This is a genomic window from Desulfoluna spongiiphila (assembly GCF_900101345.1).
Lineage (GTDB): Bacteria > Desulfobacterota > Desulfobacteria > Desulfobacterales > Desulfolunaceae > Desulfoluna > Desulfoluna spongiiphila.
In genome coordinates, this window is record NZ_FMUX01000006.1 from 193,815 (window position 1) to 219,362 (window position 25,548).

The 25,548-nt window shown below is 54.2% G+C and carries 20 protein-coding genes and 3 tRNA genes; 13 read left to right on the plus strand and 10 right to left on the minus strand.

Going from position 1 to position 25,548, the window contains the following annotated elements; all coding sequences use genetic code 11:
* Window positions 1-75: 75 nt before the first annotated feature.
* Complete coding sequence (locus tag BLQ12_RS10405) at window positions 76-1,794, plus strand: methyl-accepting chemotaxis protein (protein ID WP_175469639.1); 1,719 nt, start codon at window positions 76-78, stop codon at window positions 1,792-1,794.
* Between the two features lie 479 nt (window positions 1,795-2,273).
* Complete coding sequence (locus BLQ12_RS10410) at window positions 2,274-3,146, plus strand: methylenetetrahydrofolate reductase (protein WP_092210587.1); 873 nt, start codon at window positions 2,274-2,276, stop codon at window positions 3,144-3,146.
* 302 nt (window positions 3,147-3,448) lie between these two features.
* Here BLQ12_RS10410 and BLQ12_RS10415 read toward each other — a convergent pair whose 3' ends face one another.
* Window positions 3,449-4,282, minus strand: a complete 834-nt coding sequence (locus BLQ12_RS10415; RefSeq protein WP_092210588.1) for a sulfite exporter TauE/SafE family protein — start codon at window positions 4,280-4,282, stop codon at window positions 3,449-3,451.
* 361 nt (window positions 4,283-4,643) lie between these two features.
* Between BLQ12_RS10415 and BLQ12_RS10420 the strand changes: the two genes are divergently transcribed.
* Window positions 4,644-5,345, plus strand: a complete 702-nt coding sequence (locus tag BLQ12_RS10420) for an NYN domain-containing protein (RefSeq protein WP_092210589.1) — start codon at window positions 4,644-4,646, stop codon at window positions 5,343-5,345.
* Between the two features lie 139 nt (window positions 5,346-5,484).
* Here the strand turns inward: BLQ12_RS10420 and BLQ12_RS10425 are convergent, their stop codons facing one another.
* From BLQ12_RS10425 to BLQ12_RS10450, 6 genes are all read right to left on the minus strand, one after another.
* Window positions 5,485-6,396: a glycine betaine ABC transporter substrate-binding protein gene (locus BLQ12_RS10425; RefSeq protein ID WP_092210590.1), complete on the minus strand. Its 912-nt coding sequence runs from the start codon at window positions 6,394-6,396 to the stop codon at window positions 5,485-5,487.
* A 22-nt stretch (window positions 6,397-6,418) separates the two neighbouring features.
* The gene (locus BLQ12_RS10430) at window positions 6,419-7,150 is read right to left on the minus strand and encodes an ABC transporter permease (protein ID WP_092210591.1); all 732 of its coding nucleotides are present in this window, start codon (window positions 7,148-7,150) and stop codon (window positions 6,419-6,421) included.
* A 6-nt stretch (window positions 7,151-7,156) separates the two neighbouring features.
* Entirely contained in the window at window positions 7,157-7,813 is a 657-nt protein-coding gene (locus BLQ12_RS10435) for an ABC transporter permease (protein ID WP_092210592.1), read from the minus strand.
* A 9-nt stretch (window positions 7,814-7,822) separates the two neighbouring features.
* Entirely contained in the window at window positions 7,823-8,950 is a 1,128-nt protein-coding gene (locus tag BLQ12_RS10440) for an ABC transporter ATP-binding protein (protein ID WP_092210593.1), read from the minus strand.
* 927 nt (window positions 8,951-9,877) lie between these two features.
* Window positions 9,878-10,165 (minus strand): hypothetical protein, encoded by a 288-nt coding sequence (locus BLQ12_RS10445; protein ID WP_092210594.1) that lies wholly within the window; start codon window positions 10,163-10,165, stop codon window positions 9,878-9,880.
* A 208-nt stretch (window positions 10,166-10,373) separates the two neighbouring features.
* Window positions 10,374-10,619 (minus strand): hypothetical protein, encoded by a 246-nt coding sequence (locus BLQ12_RS10450; protein ID WP_092210595.1) that lies wholly within the window; start codon window positions 10,617-10,619, stop codon window positions 10,374-10,376.
* A gap of 790 nt (window positions 10,620-11,409) precedes the next feature.
* Between BLQ12_RS10450 and BLQ12_RS10455 the strand changes: the two genes are divergently transcribed.
* Complete coding sequence (locus BLQ12_RS10455) at window positions 11,410-11,811, plus strand: ribosomal maturation YjgA family protein (protein ID WP_217640284.1); 402 nt, start codon at window positions 11,410-11,412, stop codon at window positions 11,809-11,811.
* A 161-nt stretch (window positions 11,812-11,972) separates the two neighbouring features.
* Here the strand turns inward: BLQ12_RS10455 and BLQ12_RS10460 are convergent, their stop codons facing one another.
* Window positions 11,973-13,658, minus strand: coding sequence for a sulfatase-like hydrolase/transferase (locus tag BLQ12_RS10460; RefSeq protein ID WP_217640285.1), 1,686 nt, complete (start codon window positions 13,656-13,658; stop codon window positions 11,973-11,975).
* 683 nt (window positions 13,659-14,341) lie between these two features.
* Here BLQ12_RS10460 and BLQ12_RS10470 point away from each other — a divergent pair.
* Together BLQ12_RS10470 and BLQ12_RS10475 are read left to right on the plus strand one after the other, a co-directional pair.
* Window positions 14,342-15,265: a transposase gene (locus BLQ12_RS10470; protein WP_092210597.1), complete on the plus strand. Its 924-nt coding sequence runs from the start codon at window positions 14,342-14,344 to the stop codon at window positions 15,263-15,265.
* Window positions 15,266-16,198: 933 nt separating this feature from the next.
* On the plus strand, window positions 16,199-18,205 hold the full coding sequence (locus BLQ12_RS10475; RefSeq protein WP_175469640.1) for a HAMP domain-containing methyl-accepting chemotaxis protein: 2,007 nt from the start codon (window positions 16,199-16,201) through the stop codon (window positions 18,203-18,205).
* Window positions 18,206-18,450: 245 nt separating this feature from the next.
* On the opposite strand, the gene BLQ12_RS10480 is transcribed toward BLQ12_RS10475, so the two are convergent.
* On the minus strand, window positions 18,451-18,798 hold the full coding sequence (locus tag BLQ12_RS10480; protein WP_139163936.1) for a hypothetical protein: 348 nt from the start codon (window positions 18,796-18,798) through the stop codon (window positions 18,451-18,453).
* A gap of 461 nt (window positions 18,799-19,259) precedes the next feature.
* On the opposite strand from BLQ12_RS10480, the gene BLQ12_RS10485 reads away from it, so the two are divergent.
* From BLQ12_RS10485 to BLQ12_RS10515, 7 genes are all read left to right on the plus strand, one after another.
* Window positions 19,260-19,661 carry a DUF4345 domain-containing protein gene (locus BLQ12_RS10485; protein ID WP_092210600.1) on the plus strand — a complete coding sequence of 134 codons (402 nt, stop codon included), beginning with the start codon at window positions 19,260-19,262 and terminating at the stop codon, window positions 19,659-19,661.
* Entirely contained in the window at window positions 19,651-21,177 is a 1,527-nt protein-coding gene (locus tag BLQ12_RS10490) for an arylsulfatase (RefSeq protein WP_092210601.1), read from the plus strand. The genes BLQ12_RS10485 and BLQ12_RS10490 overlap by 11 nt, the downstream gene beginning before the upstream one ends.
* A gap of 109 nt (window positions 21,178-21,286) precedes the next feature.
* Window positions 21,287-21,362, plus strand: a tRNA-Phe gene (locus tag BLQ12_RS10495).
* A 23-nt stretch (window positions 21,363-21,385) separates the two neighbouring features.
* A tRNA-Asp gene (locus BLQ12_RS10500) sits at window positions 21,386-21,463 on the plus strand.
* Between the two features lie 24 nt (window positions 21,464-21,487).
* Window positions 21,488-21,565, plus strand: a tRNA-Glu gene (locus tag BLQ12_RS10505).
* Window positions 21,566-21,839: 274 nt separating this feature from the next.
* Window positions 21,840-23,396, plus strand: coding sequence for a hypothetical protein (locus BLQ12_RS10510; RefSeq protein WP_092210602.1), 1,557 nt, complete (start codon window positions 21,840-21,842; stop codon window positions 23,394-23,396).
* 70 nt (window positions 23,397-23,466) lie between these two features.
* Window positions 23,467-24,333, plus strand: coding sequence for an SDR family oxidoreductase (locus tag BLQ12_RS10515; RefSeq protein ID WP_092210603.1), 867 nt, complete (start codon window positions 23,467-23,469; stop codon window positions 24,331-24,333).
* An 18-nt stretch (window positions 24,334-24,351) separates the two neighbouring features.
* Here BLQ12_RS10515 and BLQ12_RS10520 read toward each other — a convergent pair whose 3' ends face one another.
* Complete coding sequence (locus BLQ12_RS10520; RefSeq protein ID WP_092210604.1) at window positions 24,352-25,335, minus strand: HDOD domain-containing protein; 984 nt, start codon at window positions 25,333-25,335, stop codon at window positions 24,352-24,354.
* Window positions 25,336-25,548: the final 213 nt, after the last annotated feature.

A 25,548-nucleotide genomic window follows, 5' to 3' on the forward strand; every position in this document is an offset into this window, starting at 1 on the left:
TTCATGCGACAAGGTACACTCGATTTTTTTGACTGGTACGATATTTTGCTTCAATCAGTGGAGGATCCCCCATTCATGTTACGGTGTTTCAAGATCAAGACCCAGATGTATATTGTTCTTATCATGGTATCCGTCTCCTTTCTCTCGTTGTCGGCAACCGCGCTTCATTATATCGGCGTCACCCGGGACGTAGGCATTGAAGGGGCCAAGGAGATCCTGCACAGGGCCCAGCAGGATAAGCTCAAGGCCTCGGTGCATACTGTTGCGGTTACTCTGTCAAAGGCCCTTGAGGGGATTGACGGGGAGGAGGAAAAGCTCGATGCCATGCGGCGGATGATCTACCCCGTAAGGTTTGAAGAGGATAAGTCCGGATACTACTTTATCTACAAGGGCACCCGCAATGCCGTGCACCCCATCAAGCACCAGCTTGAAGGCAAGGACCTTGGGCACCTGGTGGACAAAAACGGGGTCCGGTCCGTGGGTGAGCTCTACGCCAATGCCAGGCGAGGCGGCGGGTTCGTTGAGTTCATGTGGAACAAGCCCGGAGCAGGAGATACCCTGAAACTGGGATACTCCGAGATGATTTCGGGTACCGACTACTGGATCGGTACCGGCGTCTACCTCGATAATATCGAGGCCTATGAGACAAAATTTTCCGCCATGCTCAGCAGCACCGTGATTCAGAAGGCCGTGATCTCCCTGGTGGCCATTGCAGCGGCGTTTTTTCTGCTTACCATGGCCTTCAGCCTTTTTGTGGTCAAAAACATCGCAAGCCCTTTAAAGGAGATGGCAAAGAAGGTGAACATCCTGGCCACGGGGAACCTTGCCGTCGCCTTCCGCGACGGGAGCAAAGATGAGATCTCTCAGCTGGGAGGCGTGCTCAACACCATGGTCGGGTCTTTTTCTGCCATGATCTCCGAGATGAAACAGAGCACAGGCACCCTCTTGACCTCCTCCACGGATCTTTCCTCCGTTTCCGAGCAGATGTCCAGGGGCGCGGGGCACACCTTTGAAAAATCCAACACCGTGGCGGCATCGGCCCAAAAGATGAGCGCCAACATGGTCTCCGTGGCAGCCGCCATGGAGCAGGCCGCCACCAATGCAAACCAGGTAGCCAGCGCCACCGAGGAGATGACCTCAACCATCCGCGACATCGCAGACCACACGGAGTCTGCCCGCAGCATCTCCGGCGAGGCCGTGGACAAATCCAGGCACGCAGCCACCCGCATGGTGGAGCTCGGCAACGCGGCCGAGGCCATCGGCAAGGTCACCGAGACCATTACCGATATCTCGGAGCAGACAAACCTGCTGGCCCTCAACGCCACCATTGAGGCGGCCCGGGCCGGTGAGGCGGGCAAGGGCTTTGCCGTGGTGGCAAGCGAGATCAAGGAGCTGGCCAACCAGACCGCAGGGGCGACCCTGGACATTCGGTCCCGCATCGAAGAGATGCAGGGGACGGCTTCGGCCACCAGCACTGAGATTGAAGAGATTTCCTCGGTCATCGACGGGGTGAATGAGATCGTCGCCACCATTGCCGCCGCCGTGGAGCAGCAGTCCGCCTCCACCAGCGAAATAGCCGCCAATGTCCAGCAGACCACCGAAGGCATCCGGGAAGTGAACGACAACGTCAGCCAAAGTTCCACCGTGGCCGAAGAGATTGCCCGGGACATCTCTCTGGTCAACGCCGATGCCGGTGAGATGTCCGGGGGCAGCGACCGGATCCGACAGAGCGCCGATGGCCTGAACGCCATGGCTGCCCAGCTCAGCGATACGGCTGCACGGTTCTCGGTCTGACAGCCTGGTTCCCGAATGTGATCGTCACAAGGGCGGTCACATTCGCCGGAGCCATGCCATATATGTGGAGCGCCGCACTCCGGTGCGGCGCCCTTGAACTGACCGTGCGAAGCAATCCCGCCACCATTCATTTTTTCCATTCCCCGGCGAATCCGTCCCCTATAGTCTGCCTCCTGAAATTTCTTTTTTATTCTTACTTGTGCGTCATTAGTAAATTTCGTATCACAGTAAATGATGTCTGTCGGCAGCGTCTCGACGGTCAGCGTTTTTTTGCCTGTTTATAAAGCTCTTGAAACGTTTGGCAAGCAGTTGTCTGGAACGCTTTTAGCCATGTGCCCTGGATGGAAAGCGCATTCGCAACCTGCTTTCAAGGTGGCTCACCTTGCCGCCGGAGGTATCTTTAACCATAGAGGGCATGCTTTTGTATGGTTCGCTAATGTACTGTCCCTTACCATTTACCTGCACCAGGAGCCCATTCCATGCGCGTCACCCACCTCTACGAGAGCCCGTCCCCCGTCCTTTCCATGGAGTTTTTCCCGCCACGAACCGAAAAAGCCGAAGAAGGATTCGGCGCCGTCGTGGATGACCTCTTCTCCATGGCCCCCGATTACATGTCTGTGACCTTCGGGGCAGGGGGCTCCAACCGGGACGGATCCTACCAGACCGTCCGGACCATGCTGGACAAGTCCATTCCTACCGTGGCCTACCTTGCCGGCTACGGCATGGCGCCTTCCGAGATCACCGAGGTCCTGGACCGCTACCGGGACATGGGCATCGAGACCCTCTTTGTCATCCGTGGGGACAAGCCCAGACAGGACGGGTTCACCCCACACCCCGACAGCTTTTCCTACGCCTCGGACCTCATTGCCTTTATCAAAAAACACTACGACTTTACCCTGGGCTGCGCCGGGTACCCGGAAGGCCATCAGGAGGCCGAAAGCCTTTCAAAAGACATCGAGTACCTCAAAGCCAAGGTGGACAACGGTGCTGAGTACGTGGTGGCCCAGAATTTTTACGACAATGCCTACTACGCGGATTACGTGGACCGGTGCCGCGCCGCAGGCATCACCGTCCCCATCATTCCCGGCATCATGCCCGTCTACAGCGTTAAGATGGCCCGTATCCTCGCCAAGGTCTGCGGAACCACCATCACCCCAGAGCTGGAAACCCGCCTTACCACCGTGGATCCCGACGACAAAGAGGCCGTCCTTGCCATGGGCATCGACTTTGCTACGGATCAGTGCCGGGGCCTCCTCAAGGCCGGTGCCCCCGGCATCCACCTTTACACCATGGACCGCACCTTCTCGACCACGGAGGTGGTGAAGCGGTTGCGGGATGAAAAGCTGATTTAGGGCTCAGGTCGGGGTGGTTGCGGAAGTGTACGTTTTATGTGCAAAGCGCATGGGAAAAGCCTCCGGCGGCAAGGTGGGGGGACCTTGAAACCCGATGGCGAATGCATGGAGGCAACCACTGTGCAGTCGTTCTCGGGGCATTCGCGTGACGTGCGACGTCCGGCAACCGTCTCTGCTGCAGATGCCCATGTCATTGTTTTCAGGAATACCATTCGGGGTTTTTCTGGTTCGTTTGGCTTTGACCGGAAGAACTCTGCAGGCAAGGTCTGCCTCCTTGAAAGCAGCTTGCGAATGGTCTCATCCTACAGGGATTGGGGCGTTTTGGCCTTTGAACGGTAGCTTTTCAGCTCCTGAATGATGAAGTTGCAGGAGATAAGAAAGAGAAAACCACCGAAAAGCTGCTTGAGGATGAATGCCGGAAGGTGGCTTGAGATGATGGCGCCTGCCACCGCTCCGGCCAGGGCTGGTCCGAACAGGCTTTTCATGGGTGTTTTGTCAAAGGTATTGAGCTTGTTGTGGATGAGGGTGGCTGAAACAGAGAGAAAGAACATGGTGGTTAACGAGAGGGTGATGGCCTGGTGCATATCGAGTTTTATCACGATGACGTAAAAGGGGACGATGAGCAATCCGCAGCCGATTCCCAGGAGCACGGCGATCATGCCGATGAGGATCCCGACGGGGATGATAAGAAGTGACTCGTGTGTCAGCAAAAGGGTATGAATCCCACTGTAGAGCAGAAGGGGAACGTCGAAAATCTTCAGCATTCTCAAGCTTACCACAAGCAGGAAGAGGGCAAAGGCAAGTTTCAGCCAGCCCGTGCGATGCTCCCGCACAATGTTTCCGCCCAGCAGCGTTCCAAGAACGCACGCCGGGATGAAGAGAAGGTAAAGCCGAAGGGAAGGGGCCGCAGGAAGCAGGGCGACGTGGTTGACGGCACCCACGAAGCTGATGGGGATGATGGTCGCCAGGGATGTGCTTGCGGCCTTTTTAAACTCAAAGCCGAAAGCGGCCATAAGGATGGATACCAGGAGCGTGCCCCCGCCGATGCCGATGCCCGCACTGAAAAGGGCCACAAGAAAACCGAGGATCGCCAACCGGAAATCAAACGCAGAGGAAAAAGATCTGCCCGACATCATGAATCTCCTTATTTGTCGTCATGGTGGAAGACAATGGTGTTGAAATGCATGGGGCTTTTGGCTGCTTGTTGTGTTTCAATATCTTTTTATATGAGTGTAAGATATATGTAAACATAATGGTTTTGTCTGATAGGAAAGTTTGTGAGGAACTCCAATGGCAAGTCCGTGCGTGAGGGGATGGGCCTGATTCACCGGAAGCTCTCCTTTGCGTTGGGTGAGGCACCCGCATCTTCCGGCGTTTTGCACACCACCTGTCCCTTTCCTTGTGGTAGACTGCTTTCGGTAAGCATCATGCCGGGAATAACATTCGCGGTCTTTGGTGTTGAATAGAATTCGTTAACCCACTCATTGGGGGCCCATTTTGACAGATACAAAGAACATTGCCCTGCTCATTGACGCGGACAATTCACCGGCCAAGTCCATTCAGAAGATTTTTTCGGAGCTTGCGCGGCACGGGAAGGTCAACATCCGGCGGGCCTACGGCAATTGGACCACAGGGAACCTCAAGGGATGGGAGGCGGTGCTTCAGGACCATGCCATCCAGCCTTTCCAGCAGTACGACCTCACCAAGGGGAAGAACGCCACGGATATCGCCATTGCCATTGATGCCATGGACATTCTCTACACCAAGCAGGTGGACACCTTCTGCATTGTGACCTCTGATTGTGATTTTACGCCCCTTGCCACGCGGATTATCTCCGAGGGAAAATCGGTGATCGGGTTCGGGGAGAGGAAAACACCACCCGTGTTTATCAATGCGTGTTCCACCTTTCTCTATGTGGATGATGAGGTGGCGGTGAAAACAACCCGGGTCGATGCCAAAGAGCTGCGGGGGGACGCCAAACTGATGAACCTGCTCCGGGATGCCATTTCCGGCTCGGAGAACGGTGACGGCTGGGCAAGCCTCTCCAAGGTCGGCTCCCATATCAGCAACCATGCCTCCTTTGACCCCAGGAACTATGGCTATGCGCGGTTGAGCGACCTGATGGAGGCCATCGGGCTTTTTGACCTGAGGCGGGACAAAAAGAAGTCCTTCGAGGTGAGGGACAATCGAAAAAAATAGGGGAGTCCTGAGACCCCCGGAATAACGGATAGAATAGAAAGGCGTTGCGACGAAATGAGGATGCAAAAAAAGCCCGGTGGCTTCCAAGCCGCACCGGGCTTTTTTGCGTTCAACAGGTCTGAGGGCCGAAGCCCCTTTTCTACAGCAGGTTGTTGGCTTTGAGCCAGGCTGAGGCGGTGTCGGTGACGCTCTGGTGGTCCACGTCGACCTTCGCGTTCAAGGTTTGCATCTGGTCGGCGGTGAGTTTATCCGTCAGGGGGGCCAGCAGGGTTTCGATTTCGGGGTACTTGGTGAGTACGTCCTTGCGAACCACCGGGGCCGGGTTGTAGACGGGGAAGAAGTGCATGTCGTCGTCCAGGTTGATGAGGTTGAAGGCGGAGATGCGGCCGTCCGTGGAGTACCCCATGGCCACGTCCACCTGCTTGTTTTTAAGGGCAAGGTAGGTGATGCCCACGTCCATCTTTTTGATGCGGGATCCGGAAATCCTGAAACCGTAGACTTTCATCATTTTTTTGATGCCGTCCGGGCGCTCCCAGAATTCGGTGCCCACGGCCAGGGTGTAGGCCTTGGAATCTTTTTTGTATCGGTCCCCTAAGTCGGAGATGGTCTTGATGTTGGCCGCGGCAGCCTCGTCGGCCCGCATCATGAGGGTGTAGGTGTTGTTGAAGGACGTTTTTTTAAGCCAGATCAACCCTTTTTCGGCGTCCTTTGTCTTGCAGTAGTCATAGGACTTCTGGGAGTTGTTGATCACTTCAGGGTCTGTGCCCTTGTGGTAGACGGTGTAGGCGGTGCCCGTGTACTCGAAGTAGAGATCGGTGAGGCCGTTTTCCAGGGACTGGCGGGCAATGGAGGTGCTCACTCCGTTTTTGACGGTGACCTGAAATCCCTTGCTTTCAAGGATCTGCTTGGCAAGCTCTGTGAGCAGGTACTGCTCGGTGTAGTTCTTTCCGCCTAAGACGATCTCTTTTGCGGCCATGGCCTGGGTGGTGAAGGCCAGGGTAAGGCAGGCCGCAAGGGCCAGTCGTAAAAATGCGCGTTTGGCTATCTGCATGGGTGTCTCCTGTGTTGGGTGTTTAACTGTTTTGAAGCCTGAGCCCCTTGGGGATCACCATGCGTCCCAGCAGTTCGCAGGCGTAGTCGCCCACGAGGGCCAGCAGGGTGGTGGGGATGGCTCCGGCCAAGAGTTTGACGGGCATCATCATGTCGATGCCGGTAAAAATGAGGTCGCCCAAGCCCCCGGCACCCACCAGAAATCCCAAGGGGGCGCTGCCCACGTTGATGACCAGGGCAATCCTGAAGCCCGTGAGGATCACCGAGGCGGCGTTGGGAAGCTCCACCGCCAGAAGGATTTGAAAGGGCGTGAGGCCGATGCCCCGGGCGGCATCGGTGATGCCGGGGGGGACGGCCTGGATCCCTGCCAGGGTGTTTCTGGCTATGGGCAGGATGGAGTAGATGGTGAGGGCGAAAATCGCCGGTTTGGTGCCGATGCCCAGAAAGCTCAGGGAGATGGCAATGACGGCCAGGGACGGGATGGTTTGCCCCAGGCTCAGGATGTACATCACCGTGGCTGTGTGTTTTTTCATGCGATCACGGGTGAGCAGGATGCCCGCGCCCAGTCCGATGACGGTGGCCATGAGCATGCTGCTGCCCACGAGCACCAGGTGCTGGCGGACCAGCTCCATGACATATTCCATCTCAAAGGGATCGGAAAGGTACTCCATGAGCCCGATCTGCTGGGCCTTGACCCCGCAGAAAAAGAGGATGCCTAAAAGTGCAAAACGATAGATCTTTGTTACCAGAGTCATGACTGCTTATGCCTCGATTTTAAGGCCCTTGGATGTGAGCCGGCGCTCGATGAGGGCCATGCCGGAATCAACCAGGATGGCAAGGATGGACACGCCCAGTGCGCCTGTGATGATCATCTCTTCATAGGATCGGGAGATGCCCTGCTGGATAAAGACCCCCAGGCCCCCTGCTCCGATGTAGGCGGCGATGGCGGCGATGCCGATGTTCATGACGGCTGCGGTGCGCAGTCCGGCCAGGATAACGGGCACGGCCAGGGGAATCTCCACCTCTTTGAGGAGCTGCCAGCGGGTGAGGCCCATGCCTTTTCCTGCGTCCACAAGGCTTGAATCCACATTCCTGATGGCGGTGTAGGTGTTTCGGATGATGGGCAGCTCGCTGTAGAGAACCAGGGCCACCACCGCCGGCACCTTGCCCAGGCCCAGCCCGTAAGGGGCCAGGATCGGAAGCATGATACCGAACAGGGCGATGGAGGGCACGGTCATCAGGATGTTGGCCACCTCGAGGACCTTTTTGGCCAGGGCATCGTTTTTGGTGATGGCGATGCCCGTGGGGATGCCGGTGACCATGGCGATGCACAGGGAGAGAAACACCAGGAAGAGGTGCTCCAGGCTCAAGGTCAGGGCCTGGTCCAGATTTTGTTGGATAAATCCTATGATGCTCACTGGGGCCCCCTACTCATTGGTGTCGTCTTCATAGAATTCCATGATCTTGTCCTGGATGTTCTGGTAGGTGATGGTCCCCTTGAAGTGGCCGTTGTCGTCCACCACGCAGTAAAAGTCCATGCTGTCCATGAGCATGGAGGAGAGGACCTCCCGAAGCGGTTCGTCGTCTTCCACAAAGATCTGGAAGGGTTCGGCCGCGTCGGTGACCGGTCCGGTCTCGAATTTCAGCAGCTTCGGTGTCACGTAGCCTACGGGCTTGCCGTTTTCCACGACGATGCCCACCTTTCGGTTCTTCTCCATGAGGCGATCCAGGGCCTCCGGGCTCTTCATCTCGGCCGGTATGACATTTTTTGGGGACGTGTTCATGGCGTCCCGGGCCCGGATGAGGCCCAGAACTTTCAGGGCGCGGTCGGCTCCCACAAAGTCTGAGACAAATTTGTTTTTGGGCTGGGTCAGGATCATCTCCGGGGTGTCGAACTGCACCAGCTGGCCGCCCCGGAAGATGGCGATGCGGTCCGCCATCTTGATGGCTTCGTGGATGTCGTGGGAGACAAAGACGATGGTCTTTTTCAGGCGGGCCTGGAGCCGCATGAATTCATCCTGGATCTGGTCCCGGTTGATGGGGTCGATGGCCCCGAAGGGCTCGTCCATCAGGAGGATGTCCGGGTCTGCGGCCAGGGCGCGGGCCACGCCCACACGCTGCTGCTGACCGCCGGAGAGTTCGGCGGGGTATCTGTCGCTGTAGGTCTCCGGGTCGAGCTTGACTATTTTTAAGAGGTGGGCCACCCGGTCGTCGATTTTCGATTTGTCCCACTTGAGTACCCGGGGGATCATGGCGATGTTTTCATAGATGGTCTTGTTGGGGAACAGGCCGATCTGCTGGATCACGTATCCCATGCTGCGCCTGAGCTGAACGGGGTTGAGCTCCCGTATGCTGCGGCCGTCTACCAGGATGTCCCCGCCGGAGATATCCTCCAGCTTGTTGGTCATGCGAAGCAAGGTGGTCTTGCCACACCCGGAGGGCCCCAGAAAGACCACAACCTCTCCCGGCTTGATCTGCAAACTGATGTCCCGAACGGCAGGGACGGCGTCCTGGCCGTTTCCGTATACTTTTCTTACATTTCTATATTCAATCATCTGGTTCCTGCGGCGTTAAAACAAATCGTGGTGATTCGCCTAAGCGACGTGTCTTTTGAGGGAATGGTTTCCGAAATTTATTTTTAACTCAATAGATCATGGAAGCATTTCATACCACATAGAATCTATTGAACACAATAGGATAATTTTCATTTCACGGGCGTTTGCCTTGAAAAAAAGGAATAATATTAGCCGCTTTTTGAGTTGGCGGGAGCGAAGAATATATATTTAGTTCGAAGCTTTTTTATGATTCCACAGGGAACAGGTGGGCCAAAATGGTTTGGGTTCAATGCATGGTGGCCCCTGCGGTTCCTGTCGGTGTGATTTCGCAGGGCATTTTTTTACGCAACGGCCTTAACTCACATGGGTATGGCTCCGTCTCTTCCACGGGTGGGGGGAGCTATGACGTATGACGTGTGTCATTGCCTATCCGTGTTTTTGCTTTTTATTGAGTCTTTTATCCTGCTGTTTTCCCCTGCACCCCGGAGACGTTTGATGATTTTCGATTCATCTGATGGATCGGGCTTCCCGGTGAATCCGGCCTAACCCGCATATTTCATGAGAAAACAACCAACCAAAATGAAAAAGGAATGATTTAAGGTGGTTACAATCAAAATGTCAGCTATTTTAAAAATGCAAAATGTAAATCGACGTTTGCTGGTTGATTTTCTCACCCTTCGGGCGAGCCGAGTGCACCCATCTTCTGCGTTATCAGAGCTTTGAGGTAAACCACTACATCTGCAGCTCTGATGCCTTGAATATGGGTGCACTCGACTCGTGAAATATCCGGGCTAAGGCAGGTTACTACTTCCGGGAGGATATCGTGGAGTCCGGCACCCGGTATCGGGCGGCGCAATCCCGAAAAGCCGCCCGGTCCGCACCGGGGATAAGGGCTCCCATGGTGCGGCGGGCCTCAAGAGGCAAGGGTCAGCCTCTATTCATCATTTTTTCTCGTTCTTCCCTGTAAATTTCGGTGATTCGATTAATGGATTCGTGCTGCCGGGCCAGGAGATCCTCTGTGATGGTCCGGATCCCCCATTTTTTAAAATCGATTTGAAGTCCGTTTCCGCCTGGGGATTCGGTGTGGCAGAGTTCCGTATAGAATCGTGCCACGGAGTGCAGGAGGCGGTGAGTGTCTTTGATGGCGTTACAGAGTTCAGAGATCTCGCACCCTGAGAACATCCCGGGCACGGGCTGGGGTGTGGGTGAGGGCATGGGGAGCTCCTTATGTGTGGTGGACAGTTCGTGGTAAGCAGAGCCGGTCCGCACGTGATCGTTACGACGAAACGGCAGTGGCCATGGTGTGAAGGCACCGATAGCCCTGATATTTCGAAAATGCAAAATGTACGTCACGGTTTTCTGCTCGTTTTTCCCGTAAGGGACGGGGCAAGAAGAAACCATACAAAAACGATGCCTTATATGATCAACGTGCATGGAAAAGCCTGCCTCCGGAGGCCAGAGGATGATCCCCCGGATCCCAGGTTGCGAATGCTTTTATCCACTCGTTCCTCGAGGTGATAGCATCCTCGAAGATTTTCATAAAATCAGCCCAAGCCTGTTGGTCAAACTTTTCAAACGTTTGGCCCCCGGCAGGGCCGCCGGAGGCATCTTTAACTTGGTTGTCGGCGGCAAGGTGAGCCACCTTGAAACCCAGCGGTTTTTTGCGCATTTATTTTTATGTCTGAGTCCTAAGGCACAGGCACCATAGAAAAGTGCGCACCACGGGTGTTTCGCTGATTTGCCTGTATAATAATAAGGCAACCCATCACGAGTAAGAAAATTTTTTTTTGGGGGGAGGCCTACCTGTTCAGGGAAAAGTCCGGCCTCGCTCTGGCACCTGAAAAGAGGAAAAACACCCCTTCGGACAGGCCGTGGACGGTGTGGCGTCCATGCCGAAGCAGTCCCAAGGCGTGCAGAATTCCCGTCGGGGCCTCATTTCGCCCGTTGATCAGGAACGCCGGTGGTTGTGGGGCATTTGCAGCGACAGTAGAGCAGGTTAAGGGAGAGCGGGGTTCCGCGGGTTGAGGATAAATCGACTTGAAATGGAGTTGGGGGTGGGGTAAAAAATCGTTTAGCCATGACGACCTCCGGTAAAGGTTGTACTGGTTAGGCCTGACAGGATGTTTGCCGACATCCTGTCGGGTCGACTTCATGCAGCCAATAACTAGTTATTACACCCCACCATAATTTCAACGATTCACCATGTCAATAGTTTTTATCTGATAAATCCAGTGGTTAATTGTTTCGGTTTCGTTAGGGACAGACCGGGCCCGGCGCCCCTTTTTTCCCGTGACCATGGTTATGTGTCTTACGAGGTGACGCGAATCAATCGGTATGGTACATGACGGTGGCGGTTGGCGCTGTATGCAAGGCACCGTGTTAGACGTGGCTTGTGCCTGTTTTTGGATGTGGACAGCATGCAGAGGGCATGTGGTGAGGATGGTGTGGCAGAAATGGATGTGAAATTGAGATTTGACGTGCCCTGTTTTTTCATGTTTGCAGGCGTGTTTCTGGTAGAGCTTTTCATTGCCCTGTTTGTCCGGGATACCTTTATACGTCCCTTTGTGGGCGATGTACTGGTGGTGGTTCTTCTCTATCTGTTTTTCCGGGCGTTTCTGGTGTGCGGTAAGGCGAAACTGGTTGCCGGGGTGCTGCTCTTTGCCTGGGCCGTGGAGGTGGGCCAGTACATGAACCTGGTGGCTGTACTCGGCCTTCAGGATTGCAAGGTGGCGCGGGTTGTCATCGGGTCGACATTTGATGTGATGGATTTGTTTGCTTATACGGTGGGGGCAGGGGTGTTGATGATTCCTGAGGTGGTGGGGGTGGTGCGTCATACCGGTTCAAACTTGAACCGCCCGTAGATTCGTTGGCACTTCATGTGGCGTCTTTGCCAGGCCTTGTTGTCGTCGACAGCAAAACCGGCAGAAAGGGGACTGATCGGCCTGGCTATACCCATGTCCCATGGGGAAGAAGCCTGCCACAAACAAGGGGTGTTTGTGGCAGGCAGGGATAACTGGGGGAGCTATTTTTTCTGGGGCAGCCCCAGCATAAATATTTCGACGATTTTTTTGCTCTCGGGCCTTAAGTTTTCAATCCCTTTGTATGGAATGTCAAAAACGGGGGGCCTGTCCGGGTACTTTTGTTTAAAGGCCATGTGGCGCTTAACCATGCCGGCGAACTGGCCACCTGCCCATGGGCCGTATTTAATGGCATCAATGGGATTCTGCTCCCGTGAATCACGATAAAGATCGAAAATATTGGCTCTGATGGGATTATCTCCCGGGTTGGGGATGTGCATTTTGTACTTGTTCTTAACCACCGATTTCAACACGGGGCCTTCATAAATGTGGACGTAGTCACGTCGACCGTGGCTTTCACCCAACAGCAACACCCCGCTCTGGTCCACCCCATCGATGACCCTGTCCCTTGGCACGCCTTCCATGGCATTGCCCAGGCGGGCAAATGTCGTAAACAGGTCGCTGACATGGATAATGTCTTCGGCAAAACTTCCTGCTTCAATCACCCCTTTCCATTTGGCCCAGGCATTTACGCGTACGCCCCCTTCCAGATGGTCGGTTTTTCCGCCGCGATAGATACGGTCACTCTGTCCGGTGGGGCCCTGGTACTGGAGGAAGGGCCCGTTGTCGCCCATGACGATGATGACGGTATTTTCGGCAATACCCAGGGTATCCACTTCGCGGACAATGTCGCCGATCCACTCATCGACCTCCACAAGGATGTCCGCCATGGTGCCGCCGTTGAGGGTGTTGTATTCGCTTCGAAACTCCTGAACAAATGAAAGGGGGAAGAGGGGCCAGTAATTAAGGAAAAAGGGCTTGTCCTGCCTGGCCAGGGTGCGAAGTTGGGACAAGGCATGTTTCTGGTAGCGCTCGTTCATCTCGCGGTATTTTTTCTGGGTCCAGGCTTCACCGGGTTTCATTTCGACTTCATAGAGTTTCCCATTTCGCAGTTCCACACCGGTTACCATGTGGGCAGGGTCCGGGACAAACTGCTTGTCCAGAGTAAACGTCTGCTTCTGCCTGCTTGGGTCAACGCCGCGGATAATATCGGCCGTTTCCATCTCCCTGCCCATAATGGCGAGCTGTCCCTGTTGATGGATGGGAAATTCGGCATGCATGAACCCCTGGTTGCTGGCGTATGCCTGCTCGATATCACCCAAGTGCCATTTGCCCACATGGGAGGTGAAATACCCCGCATCCTTTAATACTTCAGCAATGGTTACTTCTTCGGCGTTCAATCCATCCCCTGCAAGGGTGGCCTTGGCCTCGGTAGTCCCGGTCCGTGTGGGGTAGCGACCGGTCATCATGGCGACGCGAGTCGGGGTACAGGAAGGTTCTGTGTACATTCTCTGGAGGCTCATCCCTTCCTTTGCCAGCTTTGACATATGGGGCGTTTTGTACCCGCGAATGACACTGAGTTCATCCATGCCGATTTCGCCAAAGCCCACATCATCAAGCAGGATGTAAACGATATTGGGCGGCTTGCCGCCGTTTTTTTTGCGGAGGTCTGCAAGTTTTTTCTCAATGGCCTTGTCGTCTTCGGCCCATTGTTCCCCGTTTTGTGCTTCCAGAATGGCATATTCCGCGTCGTGGATGATTTTTTTCCCTTTTTTCGATCCAGCAGAAGCCACCCCGGCAATAAGACACGACATGAGGATGGCAATCGTCACGATCATGAATCTGTTCATGGCCTTTCTCCTGTAAATTAATAAAGGATGGAATACGGTTAATGACTCACTGCAGAACATAGTGAATGGCTTGGCCTGGATATTTCATGAGAAAACGGCCTGATAAACACATTGAGGTGCTGTTGGGGTTCAGTATGTCGAAAAAATCAGGCATTCCAAAAATGCAAAACGTAATTCACGGTTTTCTGAGTGATTTTCTATCCCTCCCGGCGATCCGGGCTATGGATGATATGAAAAGCTGGGATGTCAACCTTGTGTGATCGTTGGTGCGATTTTTTGATTTTGAAACGGTTTTTAGAAAGCGATTGCTATTGCTGCGGTATGATCCGGACCGAATTCGCTAACTGCGAACTGCGGAGACGAGGTTGTCGTGGCATGAAGAAGTGGTCGTGAGTTGATGGTGGGGGTGTAAAAGGTGGCTGACGTGCGTTCGGTGTCGGATGCATGTTGTGCGACAACGTCTTGTAATTAAACAGATACAGGCTACCATATCACGCCGGAAATCAAAACCCTTTTTGGGATTTGGTGGGGACAGGCTCTTTATCCACTTTTTATTCTGGACGATCTGTATTCACCTGTGAGATAGTCGGTGAAATATACTAACATATCAATATCCATTGTAAATCTGTTCATGTAAAACACATCATGACATTCTGTCACACAGAGCCTGGGAGGAAAGTGCTATGCCACGTGTTCCCCGTATGGTTGTCACGGATTCAGGACAAAAAGCAGCATACCATGTGATCAGCCGGACTGCCTTGGACGGATTGCCGTTCGGAGAGGTGGAAAAGGATGAGTTGATGCGTATTATTCGTCGCTTTTCATCCGTTTACGCCGTCGATGTGCATGGGTTTGCCGTGATGGGAAATCATTTTCATCTTCTCGTGGAGGTGAGCCCGTGCGATTTGGTTTCGGATGAGGACGTCCGGCGGCGATTCAGCCTTCTTTACGGGGCGGGAACAGAGTTTCCGGAAGGTTTACTGGATGATTACCGTGATCGTTTTTGCAGCCTTTCCGCCTACGTGAAAGATATCAAGCAAACGTTTTCCTGTTTCTTCAACAAGCGGAAAAAGCGAAAGGGAACCCTCTGGGGTGAGCGCTTTAAAAGTGTGATTGTCCAGCATGGAGGGACCCTGATACATTGCCTCGCATACATAGATCTCAATGCGGTGCGTGCCGGGATCGTTGCGCGGCCGGAGGACTATCGCTGGTGCTCCATGGGGTATCATGTTCAAAATGGTAACAGAGACGGCTTTCTTTCACTGGATTTTGGGCTGCCGGATACCTGTTCGGATCACGGGGCGCGTCTTCGAAATTATCGGGAATTTTTATACCATGCGGGTGCGATAGAGAAGAAGGGCAAGGCAAGCATACCTGAAACAGTTCTGGACGAGGAGCGTTCCCAAGGGTTCGAGGTGTCTCGAATAACGCTGCTCAGACAACGGTCCCGATACTTTACGGATTCCGGAATTATTGGCTCTCGGGCCTTTGTCGAAACGACCTATGGCGGGTTTAAGGCGAAATGCCGATCATCTCGGGATAAAATTCCCAAACGTGTCAAGGGCTTTGACGGTATGTACTCTTTGAGACGACTGGCAAATGCCTGAAAAAAGCGATAGTGGTTTGTGAGATGTCAGGTGAAATTCTGGGATGCGGGGGTGACGTGCGTCCCTATGTATGTTTTCGTAGCGTTGGTTCATGTGTTTTATTACCTGTATTTATTCTGCTGCATCCTTGCCTGTAAAATAATTCCTAAAAATTAGTTGTGTACGCCTGGTGGCATCTTTTCTGGTGAGGTGCGTGTTCTGGCAAACAGAAAGAGCCTGTCCCTTCTTGGGAACGTGTTTCGTTTGCTTTGATACAGATTTGGCTGTATCAGCCCCTCCTGAGACAGGTCCGGGCTGTATTGTAAATGAGCTTTAAAGTGGAAAAGTAAGTGCGTGGGGCGGTGCCGGCTTTACGTGGTGTTGGGTTGTTTTGTTTGGGCATTAAATCATTTTTTCTGTTTACCCAGGGTGTTAGGGGCTGCTTTTTTGTTGTTTGCTACGAAGGAACCTTCAGATTCAGGGCTTTTCGGTTTTTCGGCACCAAGGGTTGGCACGATTTTTGGAAAGGAGAGAAACGCAGGCCAACACATGCTGTCCAGGAGATACGAAAGCGGTGCCCCGTTGGGGACACGCGACAAGAGTTTTCGATGCACCCCATGGGATTGTTGCTGCATCGTGGATGATTGAGATCTCCTTCTGTGTTGTTTTTTTCCATAGGTCTGACGAGACCTTCAGTTTTTGTATTGAGTTGCTGCAAGGGCATCCAGAAGGGGGATGCAAGTGCGTTTGCTGGCTCAGTATGGTCACAATGATTGTTGGAGATTCCTTGCATGGTTCTTACATGAACTACACGCTGTGTGCGTGTTGAGTGAGCGCTGATCAAAGGTAAAAGGGAAGATGTATTCTCCCTGTTTCTGGTTGTGCTGCCATCCTTTGTGTTTATTCAGTAACGATGTTGCTGCTGACATTTCTTTTGAAGGAAATTTTGATACGATGACTATTTTTAAGACAATGACACTCCGATCCAAACTTATCTTGGGGTTTGCGACTATATTGATCCTGCTCGTTTTTACTTCATTGCTGGGTATTTCCAAATTGAGCTCCTCCTCCCAGGGGTTTACGAGTTACCGTGACATGGCTCGCGATACCAACCTGTCGGGACGCATTCAAGCCAATATGCTCATGGCTCGTATGAGTGTGAAAGGATACCTTATCAACGGAAACGAATCCGACAGAGAAGAGTTTCAGAAATATTACGAAAAAATGTACGCCTTTCTTGAAAGGGCGGGAAAGGATATCGAGCACCCCGATCGTGCAGCGAAAATTGATCAAATTGAAGAGGATGTGATCCGATACCGCCAGGCGTTTGAAGAGGTTGTTTCGTTGACCGAACAATACGATCACCTAAAGCAAGACTCCCTGGATGTTTATGGCCCGAGGCTGGAAGCCCTCCTTTCTGACGTTATGGGTTCTTCTGAACGAAGCAATGAGACAACAACCCTTTATAATGCGGGCAATGCCATGAAGCACTTGCTGGCAGCCAAAGTGTATGAGACCCAGTTTTTTATCAGCCATTCCAGTAGCGATGCCCGGAAGGTCACGGCGGAATTTGAATCCATGCAGGAGGACCTGAATCGCCTGGCGCAAACCATGGCAAGTGGCACTCAACAAGAGGCCCTGGCCAACATCCGGGGGAGCCTTGAAAAATATATGGAAGGCCATGCCCGAGCACAGGCGGTGCAGGAAAAACGGGACAAAATCGTAACTGGAGTGCTGGACCGTATCGGGCCTTCAGTGGCTTCATTGATTGAGGAGATCAAGCTTGATATCAAGGGGGTTCAAGACCAGATCGGGCCAAGGCTCCAGGCGTCGAACCTTAAGGGACAGAAATTTATTGCCCTTCTGAGCCTTGCCGCACTTCTTGTGGGGATAATCGTCGTGTTTTTCTTGACCCGAAGTGTCCTTTCACAGCTTGGTTGCGATCCCGCTCAGATTGCCGAGGTGGCCCACAGCATTGCCAATGGCGATTTGCTGGTCGAGTTTCACCGGAACGGCAAGCACGAAATCCAAGGGGTTTACAAAGACATGGAGACCATGGCCGTAAGCCTGCGTGAGCTGTTTACCGATATCAATTCAGGGGTTCATACCCTGACCACTTCCGCCTCTGAGTTGACCGATATTTCTTCCCAAATGGTTTCTGGCTCCGCTCAGACCTCAGACCGGTCCAATACGGTGGCTGCGGCTGCAGAAGAGATGAACGTCAATATCACGTCGGTTTCGGCAGCCACGGAGCAGGCTTCTTCCAATATCAACATGGTTGCTGCAGCCCTTGAAGAGATGACAAGCACAATCAATGAAATTGCTCAGAACACCTCAACGGCCAGGAATATCAACGACGAGGCCGTGGCCCTCTCAAAACATGCGTCATCAAAGATAGATACGCTGGGTAAATCCGCCAATGAAATAAGCAAAGTAACCGAGGCTATCAACGAAATTTCCCAGCAGACAAACCTTCTGGCATTGAATGCCACCATTGAGGCCGCACGGGCCGGAGAGGCCGGTAAGGGCTTTTCTGTGGTTGCCAGTGAGATCAAGGCGCTGGCGATACAGACCTCGGATGCCACCCTTGAAATCAAGGGACAGGTTGATGGTATTCAAGGTGCCACTGCAGACGCCATTCATGAGATCCAGAGCATTTCCGATATTATAGATCAGCTCAACGAGCTGGTCACAACCATCGCCTCTTCCATCGAAGAGCAGTCCGTTACAAGCAAAGAAATTGCGGATAACATTGCCCAGGCCTCCATGGGGACCGAAGAGATCACGGTCAGTATGTCCCAGAGTGCTACGGTTTCGGGGGAAATTGCCCATGACATCAGCGAGGTAGACCAGGCAGCAACAGAGATGCTGAACTCCAGTACCCTTGTGGGCAGTAACGTCGATACATTAAAGGATCTGGCAGATCATCTTGAGGGCAAGGTGTCAGCTGTCAGGTTCTAAGGTTTTGAGCCGGGAGTCCGGGGTTTCACCGCCCCGTCTGGTTTCTCCGGCTTGGGTCTTATGGATTTTGGAGGGGGGGGCGGGAGGGGCAGTTTTATCTGGGTTTTAAGAGCCTGTCCCCCCCCCCTAAATTCGACTGACCAAGATTTATCGCCGAATCAATTCTATTCATCTTCGAGGGATCACAACATAAAGAACCTGTCCCCTTTCGAATTCGACTTTCGGTGTCTTTTTTTTCGTCGTTTTTACTCCGTGCTGATACCGATGATTTCTATGATTGTTCCGCGCATGTGGATGCTTGATATGTCAGTTCTTTTCCGGGCCGTAATCTTTACCTTGAGCCCGTCTTTTTGAAATGGGGCCGGGAGGTTGATCGGGTCGTATGTGTGTCCGTCGTTTCCTTCAATGGCAAAGAATCCCCCTTCCAGGCCCGTAAAAACCACCTTGCCGTGAATATCAAATTCATGGTGTCCCTGGGTGCTTTCGGAAATGGCGGGGGCCGCAGGCTCAGGTGACCCTGAATTTCCCGCACACCCCATAAGGGTCGCCACACCAAAAAGAGTCATGAACAGTAGTCGGGTGAGATGCGTCATGGTGACCTCCTGTGGAACAGCAGAGACGTTGCAGGTTGCTCAAAGATTTAAATATACAAGGGGATTGGCTCTGTGATCAATGGCTTTGTTGCCGCCGCTGATGGTGACTCAGCAATTCATGGATGATGTCTGTATAATGTCGCTGCTGCGTGGGCTTCTATTTGATTTTCTTGACAAAACCAATGCGTGGCCTTAAGGTTGTCCAATAGGCCCCAGGTACTTCTATCGATGCCTTGCTCTCTTCTGCAACACCCCCCCGGGTCACTCTCAATTAAGAATACGAAAAATGATTAAGGCCTGAAGACAGCTGCTTATGATGCCGGTGCCGCCAGGTGTTCGTCCGGCGCGGCTATGTGTCCTGGGCTAAACGTCTCGCACAGCCTTACGGTCTTTTTACTTTTTCTTGAGACCACCCCATCAATTTCAATATATTCACTAACGACGGTAAGGAGGCACAGCACATGAACAGCGCACAGATCTTCTTGCTTGTGGCCGCAGCGGGTCTGACCCCCATTGCTCTGTCCTATGGGTTCAATCCCCAGGCCAGCCTGAAATTTCTTTTTAATATCACGGTCCAGGACGTGAACCTGGCGCATATTTTTCGTGCCGTTATGGGGCTCTACGGGGCCTTTGTCGTTTTTTGGGTCATCGGGGCCCGCAACAGCGCATTGACCCGCCCAGCTCTTTACAGCCTTGTGGCCTTTATGTCCGGGTTGGCTCTGGGCAGGGCGTTGAGCCTTGTGGTGGACGGCATGCCTCACTGGTTGCTGTTTCTCTATATGGTTCTTGAACTGGGCTTTTCTGCTGTCGGCATCATGATGCTGAAACAACTGAATACGATGGAGGCGGTCGATGAAAATTAAATACGTTCCAGTACTCGTCTTGTTCGTGTTTATCGTCGGGGGATACGGCTTCGCCGAAGAGAAAAAACCGCCCAATATCCTGGTGATCTGGGGCGACGATGTAGGGCAAACCAATATCAGCGCCTACAGCCATGGCATTATGGGGTACCAGACACCGAACATCGATCGTATTGCGGATGAAGGCGCGCTGTTTACGGACTACTATGCCCAACAATCCTGCACCGCCGGCAGGGCCGCATTCATCCTTGGGCAATGCCCCTTTCGAACGGGGCTTCTCTCCATCGGGCTGCCCGGATCCACCCATGGGATTCCCAACTGGGCGCCGACCATTGCCGACCTGTTGAAAGAGAAGGGCTACGCAACGGGCCAGTTCGGTAAGAACCACCTGGGAGACCAGGATGTTCACCTGCCCACCAACCACGGGTTCGATGAATTTTTCGGCAACCTGTACCATTTGAATGCTGAAGAGGAGCCGGAAACATATTACTATCCCAAGGAGAAGGAATTTCACGAGAAATTTGGTCCGCGGGGGGTGATTAAGTCCACGGCCGACGGCAAGATTGAGGACACAGGGCCTCTGACGCGAAAGCGCATGGAAACCGTTGATGAAGAGCTCCTGGCAGGTTCCCTGGATTTTATCGATCGTTCCCACAAGGCGGGCAAGCCCTTTTTTGTGTGGCACAATGCCACGCGGATGCATGTGTGGACACGCCTCCAGGAAAAATACCGCGGGATCACAGGGGTAAGTGTGTTTGCCGACGGGATGACCGAGCACGACACCCACATCGGAAAACTCCTGGACAAGCTTGATGAACTCGGCATTGCGGAGAACACCATTGTTATTTATTCCACGGACAACGGTGCGCAGAAGGTCGCCTGGCCGGACGGGGCCACCAACCCCTTTAACGGGGAGAAGGGGACGACAAACGAGGGCGGCTTCCGTGCCCCCATTGTGTGCCGTTGGCCCGGCGTCATCAAGCCGGGGACAAAGATCAACGCCATCATGTCCCATGAGGATTGGATGCCGACCTTGCTGGCCGCCGCCGGTGAACCCGATATTGTCTCCAAATTGAAAAAGGGCCACAAGGCCAACGGCAAAAAATGGAAAATTCATCCCGACGGGTACAACTTCCTTCCCTACTTTTCCGGAGAAGCCAAGACCGGACCCCGGGAATCGTTTCTGTATTTCTCCTCGTCAGGTGAACTCAATGCCGTTCGCTGGCGGGACTGGAAACTGAACTTTGCCCTGGAGTGGGGCAACCAGTTCAGCGCGACGAGGACAACGTCTGCCTTGCCTGAAATTGTGAACTTAAAGGCCGATCCCTATGAAACCGCTCCCAAGGAGTCGGGGATGTACATTCGCTGGATGGCAGACAACATGTGGCTTATTGCTCCCAGCGGGGGCGTGGTGGCAGCTTTTCAGGCATCTTTGTCCAAGTATCCCTTTCAAAATGGCATGAGCAACAACCCGTCCAAACTCACCTACGATACCGTGGGGTTACCCACCACAAAGTGATGTGGGGGCGGCTGTCGGGAACCTTGGGAAACAGGCCCCTTTTGCATTTCGTGAAATTTTTGGTTGACACATCCGCCGGATTTCTTTAGAACCTGTTCTCGTTTGGTGAGCCCAGGTAGCTCAGTCGGTAGAGCAGGGGACTGAAAATCCCCGTGTCGGTGGTTCGATTCCGCCCCTGGGCACCACCTGACAACCCCTTAAAGGTTGCGGGGGTGTAGTTCAGTTTGGTTAGAACGCCAGCCTGTCACGCTGGAGGCCGCGAGTTCGAGTCTCGTCACTCCCGCCACAACCTTTAAGAAAAAAAGATTGCGTCCCCATCGTCTAGCCTGGTCCAGGACACCGGCCTTTCACGCCGGCGACAGGGGTTCAAATCCCCTTGGGGACGCCACTTTTTTTCTTTCCCTTTATCCTTCCTCGTGGTTCCTGATTTTTATCCCGGTCATCGCAAACGACGACAACCCTTCAATACTTTTTATCCTTTTCTCATTTATTCTTCTCCACTGTCGGCTGAGTTTTGTATATAAGATATCCATAGGTTCGGTGCGTCTTTGGGGGAATAATTCCGTGGATCCGTTTTTTTGTGGCCCTTGAGGTTGTTCTGGGCACTTCCGGTCCCATCATCGGTGGCTTTTCGTGCGCCGTCAGCGACGAAGGGGAGGCAGATGAAAGCCGTATCATGGTTGGTCACGCTCGGGTGTGTCGCCGGGATGGTTGCCTCGTTTATGGACAGCGATCCGGCAGGTGTGGCCCTTTTGGGCCTGGGCATGCTGCTGGTGCTTCCGCTGGCTGCGCGCCGTTATGCCGGTGTGGTCCTTCTCAGGCGCTCCGACGTGCGCGTTCTCCTTGCCCTTTGCCTTTACGGCGTGTTGTTTCTGCCGATGCTGAACGGGCGCGCTGCCGAAGAGGGCGTTACGATACAAAGCGCCCCTGCAGGAACCCCGCACCCGTTCATGTCGGGATATTTCCACTCCCCCTGGCCCGGGGAAGACGGCGGTCCTGAACGGCTTCAGGTGCCGGGCAACCTTCCGGGGCTCGATATCCGGGAGGGGAGCCGGGTAAAGGTTACCCGGCGTTTCAGCCGTCTTGCCAACATGGTGATCCTGCGCAGGCCCGGAGAGGTGTATCTCCTGACCACCGCCCTTGCCAGGAACCGGTACCTCGGGTTGCCCTCCTACAGTCGGTTGGAGCGGGTGGATCCCGTTACCCTTGAGACCATCACGCGTTCTCCCAGGCTTAAGGCGGGTCCGGGCTGGCCGGGCGGGGTTGCGGCCCACGCAAACGGCGATCTCTACGTGGTGTTTGGCAGATGGTGCCATCGCCTGGACGCGGATTGTCACCTGTTGGCCTCATACCGGTTACCTTACAACCATCCCTACAACTCCTTTGTTATTTTAGACAACGGGACCCTGGTAATGAAAGAGATGTCCGAAAAGGCGTCCCATCTGACCGTCCTGGACCCCATTACCATGAAGCCCGTCTGTGACCACATCCCCCTGTACGAGCCCTCCGTGGCCCGGATCAGTGCCCGGGGCAACACGGTCTATGTGGTGGGCACCCGCTCCATCTTCCGGTACCCCTGGAGTTCCCGTGCCTACAAACCTGTTTTCGACGAGAAATGGGTCTTCGACTATGTCAAGGAGACCGGGCGAAGTTTCGGCTGGGACCCGGTTATCAGCGAAAAGAACGCCTGGTTCCTGGACAACGGTGACCACGGGTATCGGATCTCCATGCTCGGTGCCGCCGAGACTCCCGGAATGACCCATGTGGTCCGCGTCTCCCTTGCCGATGCTTCCGATGCCACGGTCTTTCCCGTTTCAGGGCTTCCTCTGGGGACCGTCACCAATCCGCCCGTTTACTGCGAAGACAAAAAGATCCTCGTTGCCTATGATTCGGCCAATGCGGTGATCAAGGCCTGGCGCCATGGGCCGGAGGCTAACGCGTTTACCCTGCTCTGGGAAAAGGAGGGTTTTGGTGCCTCCAACCACATGATCTATTTTCCAGACACCGGTGAGCTCTGCACCAATGACTACGCATACGGCAGGGGAGATGCTTCTGTGGTGCTGGATGTCGAGAGCGGAGAAGAGAAGGCGCGTGTCAACATGAACACCTTATTTCAGGGAGTCATCTTTTCCGCGCCAGGGTGGCGAAGGGACTACTACTACGTCACCTTTGATACCGTCGCCCGGGTATACCTGCCGCCATCCGGGGAGACGCTGTGAACTCTATACGACAGAAATAGGGATATTCAGGGTTTGAAATGAAAACCACACAATGAGGAAGGGGCACCCGATGGCCAGAATTTTACTTGCAGGGGCAACAGGTTACCTGGGCGGTTTTATCGCAAGGGAGCTTCAGGACCGGAAGTACCATACCAGGGTGGTGGTCCGCGACGTTGAAAAATTTGAGGCCTCGGGGTGCCCGGCCGATGAAGTCGTCCGTGCCGAGGTCACGGACAGGGCTTCGCTTCAGGGGTGTTGCGACAACGTGGACATGGTGGTCTCTGCCGTCGGTATCACCAAGCAGAAGGACGGCCTCACCTACATGGATGTGGATTATCAGGCCAACCTGAACCTCCTTGAGGCTGCACAGCAAAGCGGGGTGAAAAAGTTTGTCTATGTGTCCGTGCTGAACGGGGCGTCCATGACGCAGCTACAGATCTGCCGTGCCAAGGAAAAATTCGTCGAGGCGTTGAAGGGCTCGGGCCTTGAGTTCTGTATCATCCGGCCCAACGGCTTTTTCTCCGATATGGCTGAGTTTCACGCCATGGCAGCCAGGGGGCGGGTTTACCTGTTCGGTGACGGGCAATACAAATCCAACCCCATCCATGGGCAGGATCTGGCCCGGGTGTGCGTGGGGGCGCTGAAAGAATCGGCTCGGGAGATTGACGTAGGGGGGCCGGAGGTGCTCACACAAAACGAAATCGCGGGCCTTGCCTTTGCTGCTGTGGGCAAGAGCCCGAAGGTGACCTTCGTGCCGGACTGGGTGCGTCGCTTCGTGCTGGTTGCAGGACGAATCTGTTTAAGCGCCCCGCGCTTTGGCCCGGTGGAGTTTTTTATGCATGTGATGACCACGGACATGGTTGCACCCACTTGCGGAGAACACACCCTGGCAGGCTATTTTCAAGGCCTTCAAGAAGCCGACCCTGACCATCCATGATCACCTATATCACCCGCCCTAATACGTATCCTCTTCCAGGATCTCCAGGGCGTCCTGGGCTTTGCGCATCAGGTCCTTCAGGGCAATTTGCGGAATGGGAAGGAACTCCAGGGTCTCTTTCAGGGGCGCCGCTTCGGAGGCCGAAAAGAGCCCCTGAGCCATGTGGTCTGCGAGGTTGAGGATGTAGGCGAGGCGATTGCCGCCGGAGTCCGCAGGGGTGTGGTGGAACTGGATGGCCGTTGCCATGGTTTCCGGGAGGTTCCACTTCCTGCAGAGCTCGCCGCCGATATCTGCGTGGGTAAACTCCAGGATTTTTTGCTCTGTCACGGTCATGGGGGCGTGGGTGAGGTGGGCGTACCTTGTGAACAGGAGCTGCCTGTCCTGGATATAGGTGTCCAGGATGATTTTTCCCGCGTCATGCATCAACCCGGCCAGAAAGGCGTCTTCCCCGTTTTTCGCCTGGAGGGTCTCTTCAATGAGTCTGGCGCAGATCGCCACGGCCAGGGAGTGCTTCCAGAGCTCTCCCGAGTCCAGGCCGTATCCTTCAAGGGTGCGGCCAAGCATTTTTGAGTACCCCACCAGGGTGATGATCTGAAGGAGGGTGTCGGTGCCGAGGACGGTGGCAGCCATCTGGACAGAGGAGACCTTGCCGCTCATGCCGTAGTAGGCCGAGTTGGCGATTTTGAGGACCCGTCCGGCCAGGGCGGGATCCGTGCTGAGCAGGTGTTCGAGCTCCTTGAAGTTCTTTTGCCCGGAGAGCAGTGTTCGCGCCTTTAAGAGGATGTGGGGCATGGGGTAGAGCTTTTTGAGGTTTTCCACCACCTCCTGCCTGAGGGCCGCCCCTGAGGGATGGGCATGGAGATCGTCCTCGGAGAGGATCAGGGGTTCGATGGCGATGGCACTTCCGCAGGCGGTGCACATCAAGGGGATATGGGTGATCTGGTAAACCAGATCGTCGCTGATCCGATAGGTTTTTGAGCAGTGGGCGCAGGTAATGTTCATGTGTCTTCCTGTGGTGGAGCCGGGCCTTTTTGCAAACCGCGGTCGCGGAAGGTTGGCCGGGCATGGGGCTTTATTTCCTTATTCCTCGTATAGTCGAATAAGGTATACACCTGCAGGGATCGGATGTCATGCACAAAAAGCCCATCGTCTTCAGCCGGTTCGCAGGGTCGTCTTCCCCGGGATTCCCTGATTGACATGGTGACAGGACGTGTT

Bases quoted from the DNA above. Each gene is read 5' to 3' on its own strand.
- BLQ12_RS10405 (WP_175469639.1), top strand. From the start codon at position 76: ATGTTACGGTGTTTCAAGATCAAGACCCAGATGTATATTGTTCTTATC.
- BLQ12_RS10410 (WP_092210587.1), top strand. From the start codon at position 2,274: ATGCGCGTCACCCACCTCTACGAGAGCCCGTCCCCCGTCCTTTCCATG.
- BLQ12_RS10415 (WP_092210588.1), bottom strand. From the start codon at position 4,282: ATGATGTCGGGCAGATCTTTTTCCTCTGCGTTTGATTTCCGGTTGGCG.
- BLQ12_RS10425 (WP_092210590.1), bottom strand. From the start codon at position 6,396: ATGCAGATAGCCAAACGCGCATTTTTACGACTGGCCCTTGCGGCCTGC.
- BLQ12_RS10430 (WP_092210591.1), bottom strand. From the start codon at position 7,150: ATGACTCTGGTAACAAAGATCTATCGTTTTGCACTTTTAGGCATCCTC.
- BLQ12_RS10440 (WP_092210593.1), bottom strand. From the start codon at position 8,950: ATGATTGAATATAGAAATGTAAGAAAAGTATACGGAAACGGCCAGGAC.
- BLQ12_RS10445 (WP_092210594.1), bottom strand. From the start codon at position 10,165: ATGCCCTCACCCACACCCCAGCCCGTGCCCGGGATGTTCTCAGGGTGC.
- BLQ12_RS10450 (WP_092210595.1), bottom strand. From the start codon at position 10,619: ATGCGCAAAAAACCGCTGGGTTTCAAGGTGGCTCACCTTGCCGCCGAC.
- BLQ12_RS10460 (WP_217640285.1), bottom strand. From the start codon at position 13,658: ATGAACAGATTCATGATCGTGACGATTGCCATCCTCATGTCGTGTCTT.
- BLQ12_RS10470 (WP_092210597.1), top strand. From the start codon at position 14,342: ATGCCACGTGTTCCCCGTATGGTTGTCACGGATTCAGGACAAAAAGCA.
- BLQ12_RS10475 (WP_175469640.1), top strand. From the start codon at position 16,199: ATGACTATTTTTAAGACAATGACACTCCGATCCAAACTTATCTTGGGG.
- BLQ12_RS10480 (WP_139163936.1), bottom strand. From the start codon at position 18,798: ATGACGCATCTCACCCGACTACTGTTCATGACTCTTTTTGGTGTGGCG.
- BLQ12_RS10485 (WP_092210600.1), top strand. From the start codon at position 19,260: ATGAACAGCGCACAGATCTTCTTGCTTGTGGCCGCAGCGGGTCTGACC.
- BLQ12_RS10490 (WP_092210601.1), top strand. From the start codon at position 19,651: ATGAAAATTAAATACGTTCCAGTACTCGTCTTGTTCGTGTTTATCGTC.
- BLQ12_RS10510 (WP_092210602.1), top strand. From the start codon at position 21,840: ATGAAAGCCGTATCATGGTTGGTCACGCTCGGGTGTGTCGCCGGGATG.
- BLQ12_RS10515 (WP_092210603.1), top strand. From the start codon at position 23,467: ATGGCCAGAATTTTACTTGCAGGGGCAACAGGTTACCTGGGCGGTTTT.
- BLQ12_RS10520 (WP_092210604.1), bottom strand. From the start codon at position 25,335: ATGAACATTACCTGCGCCCACTGCTCAAAAACCTATCGGATCAGCGAC.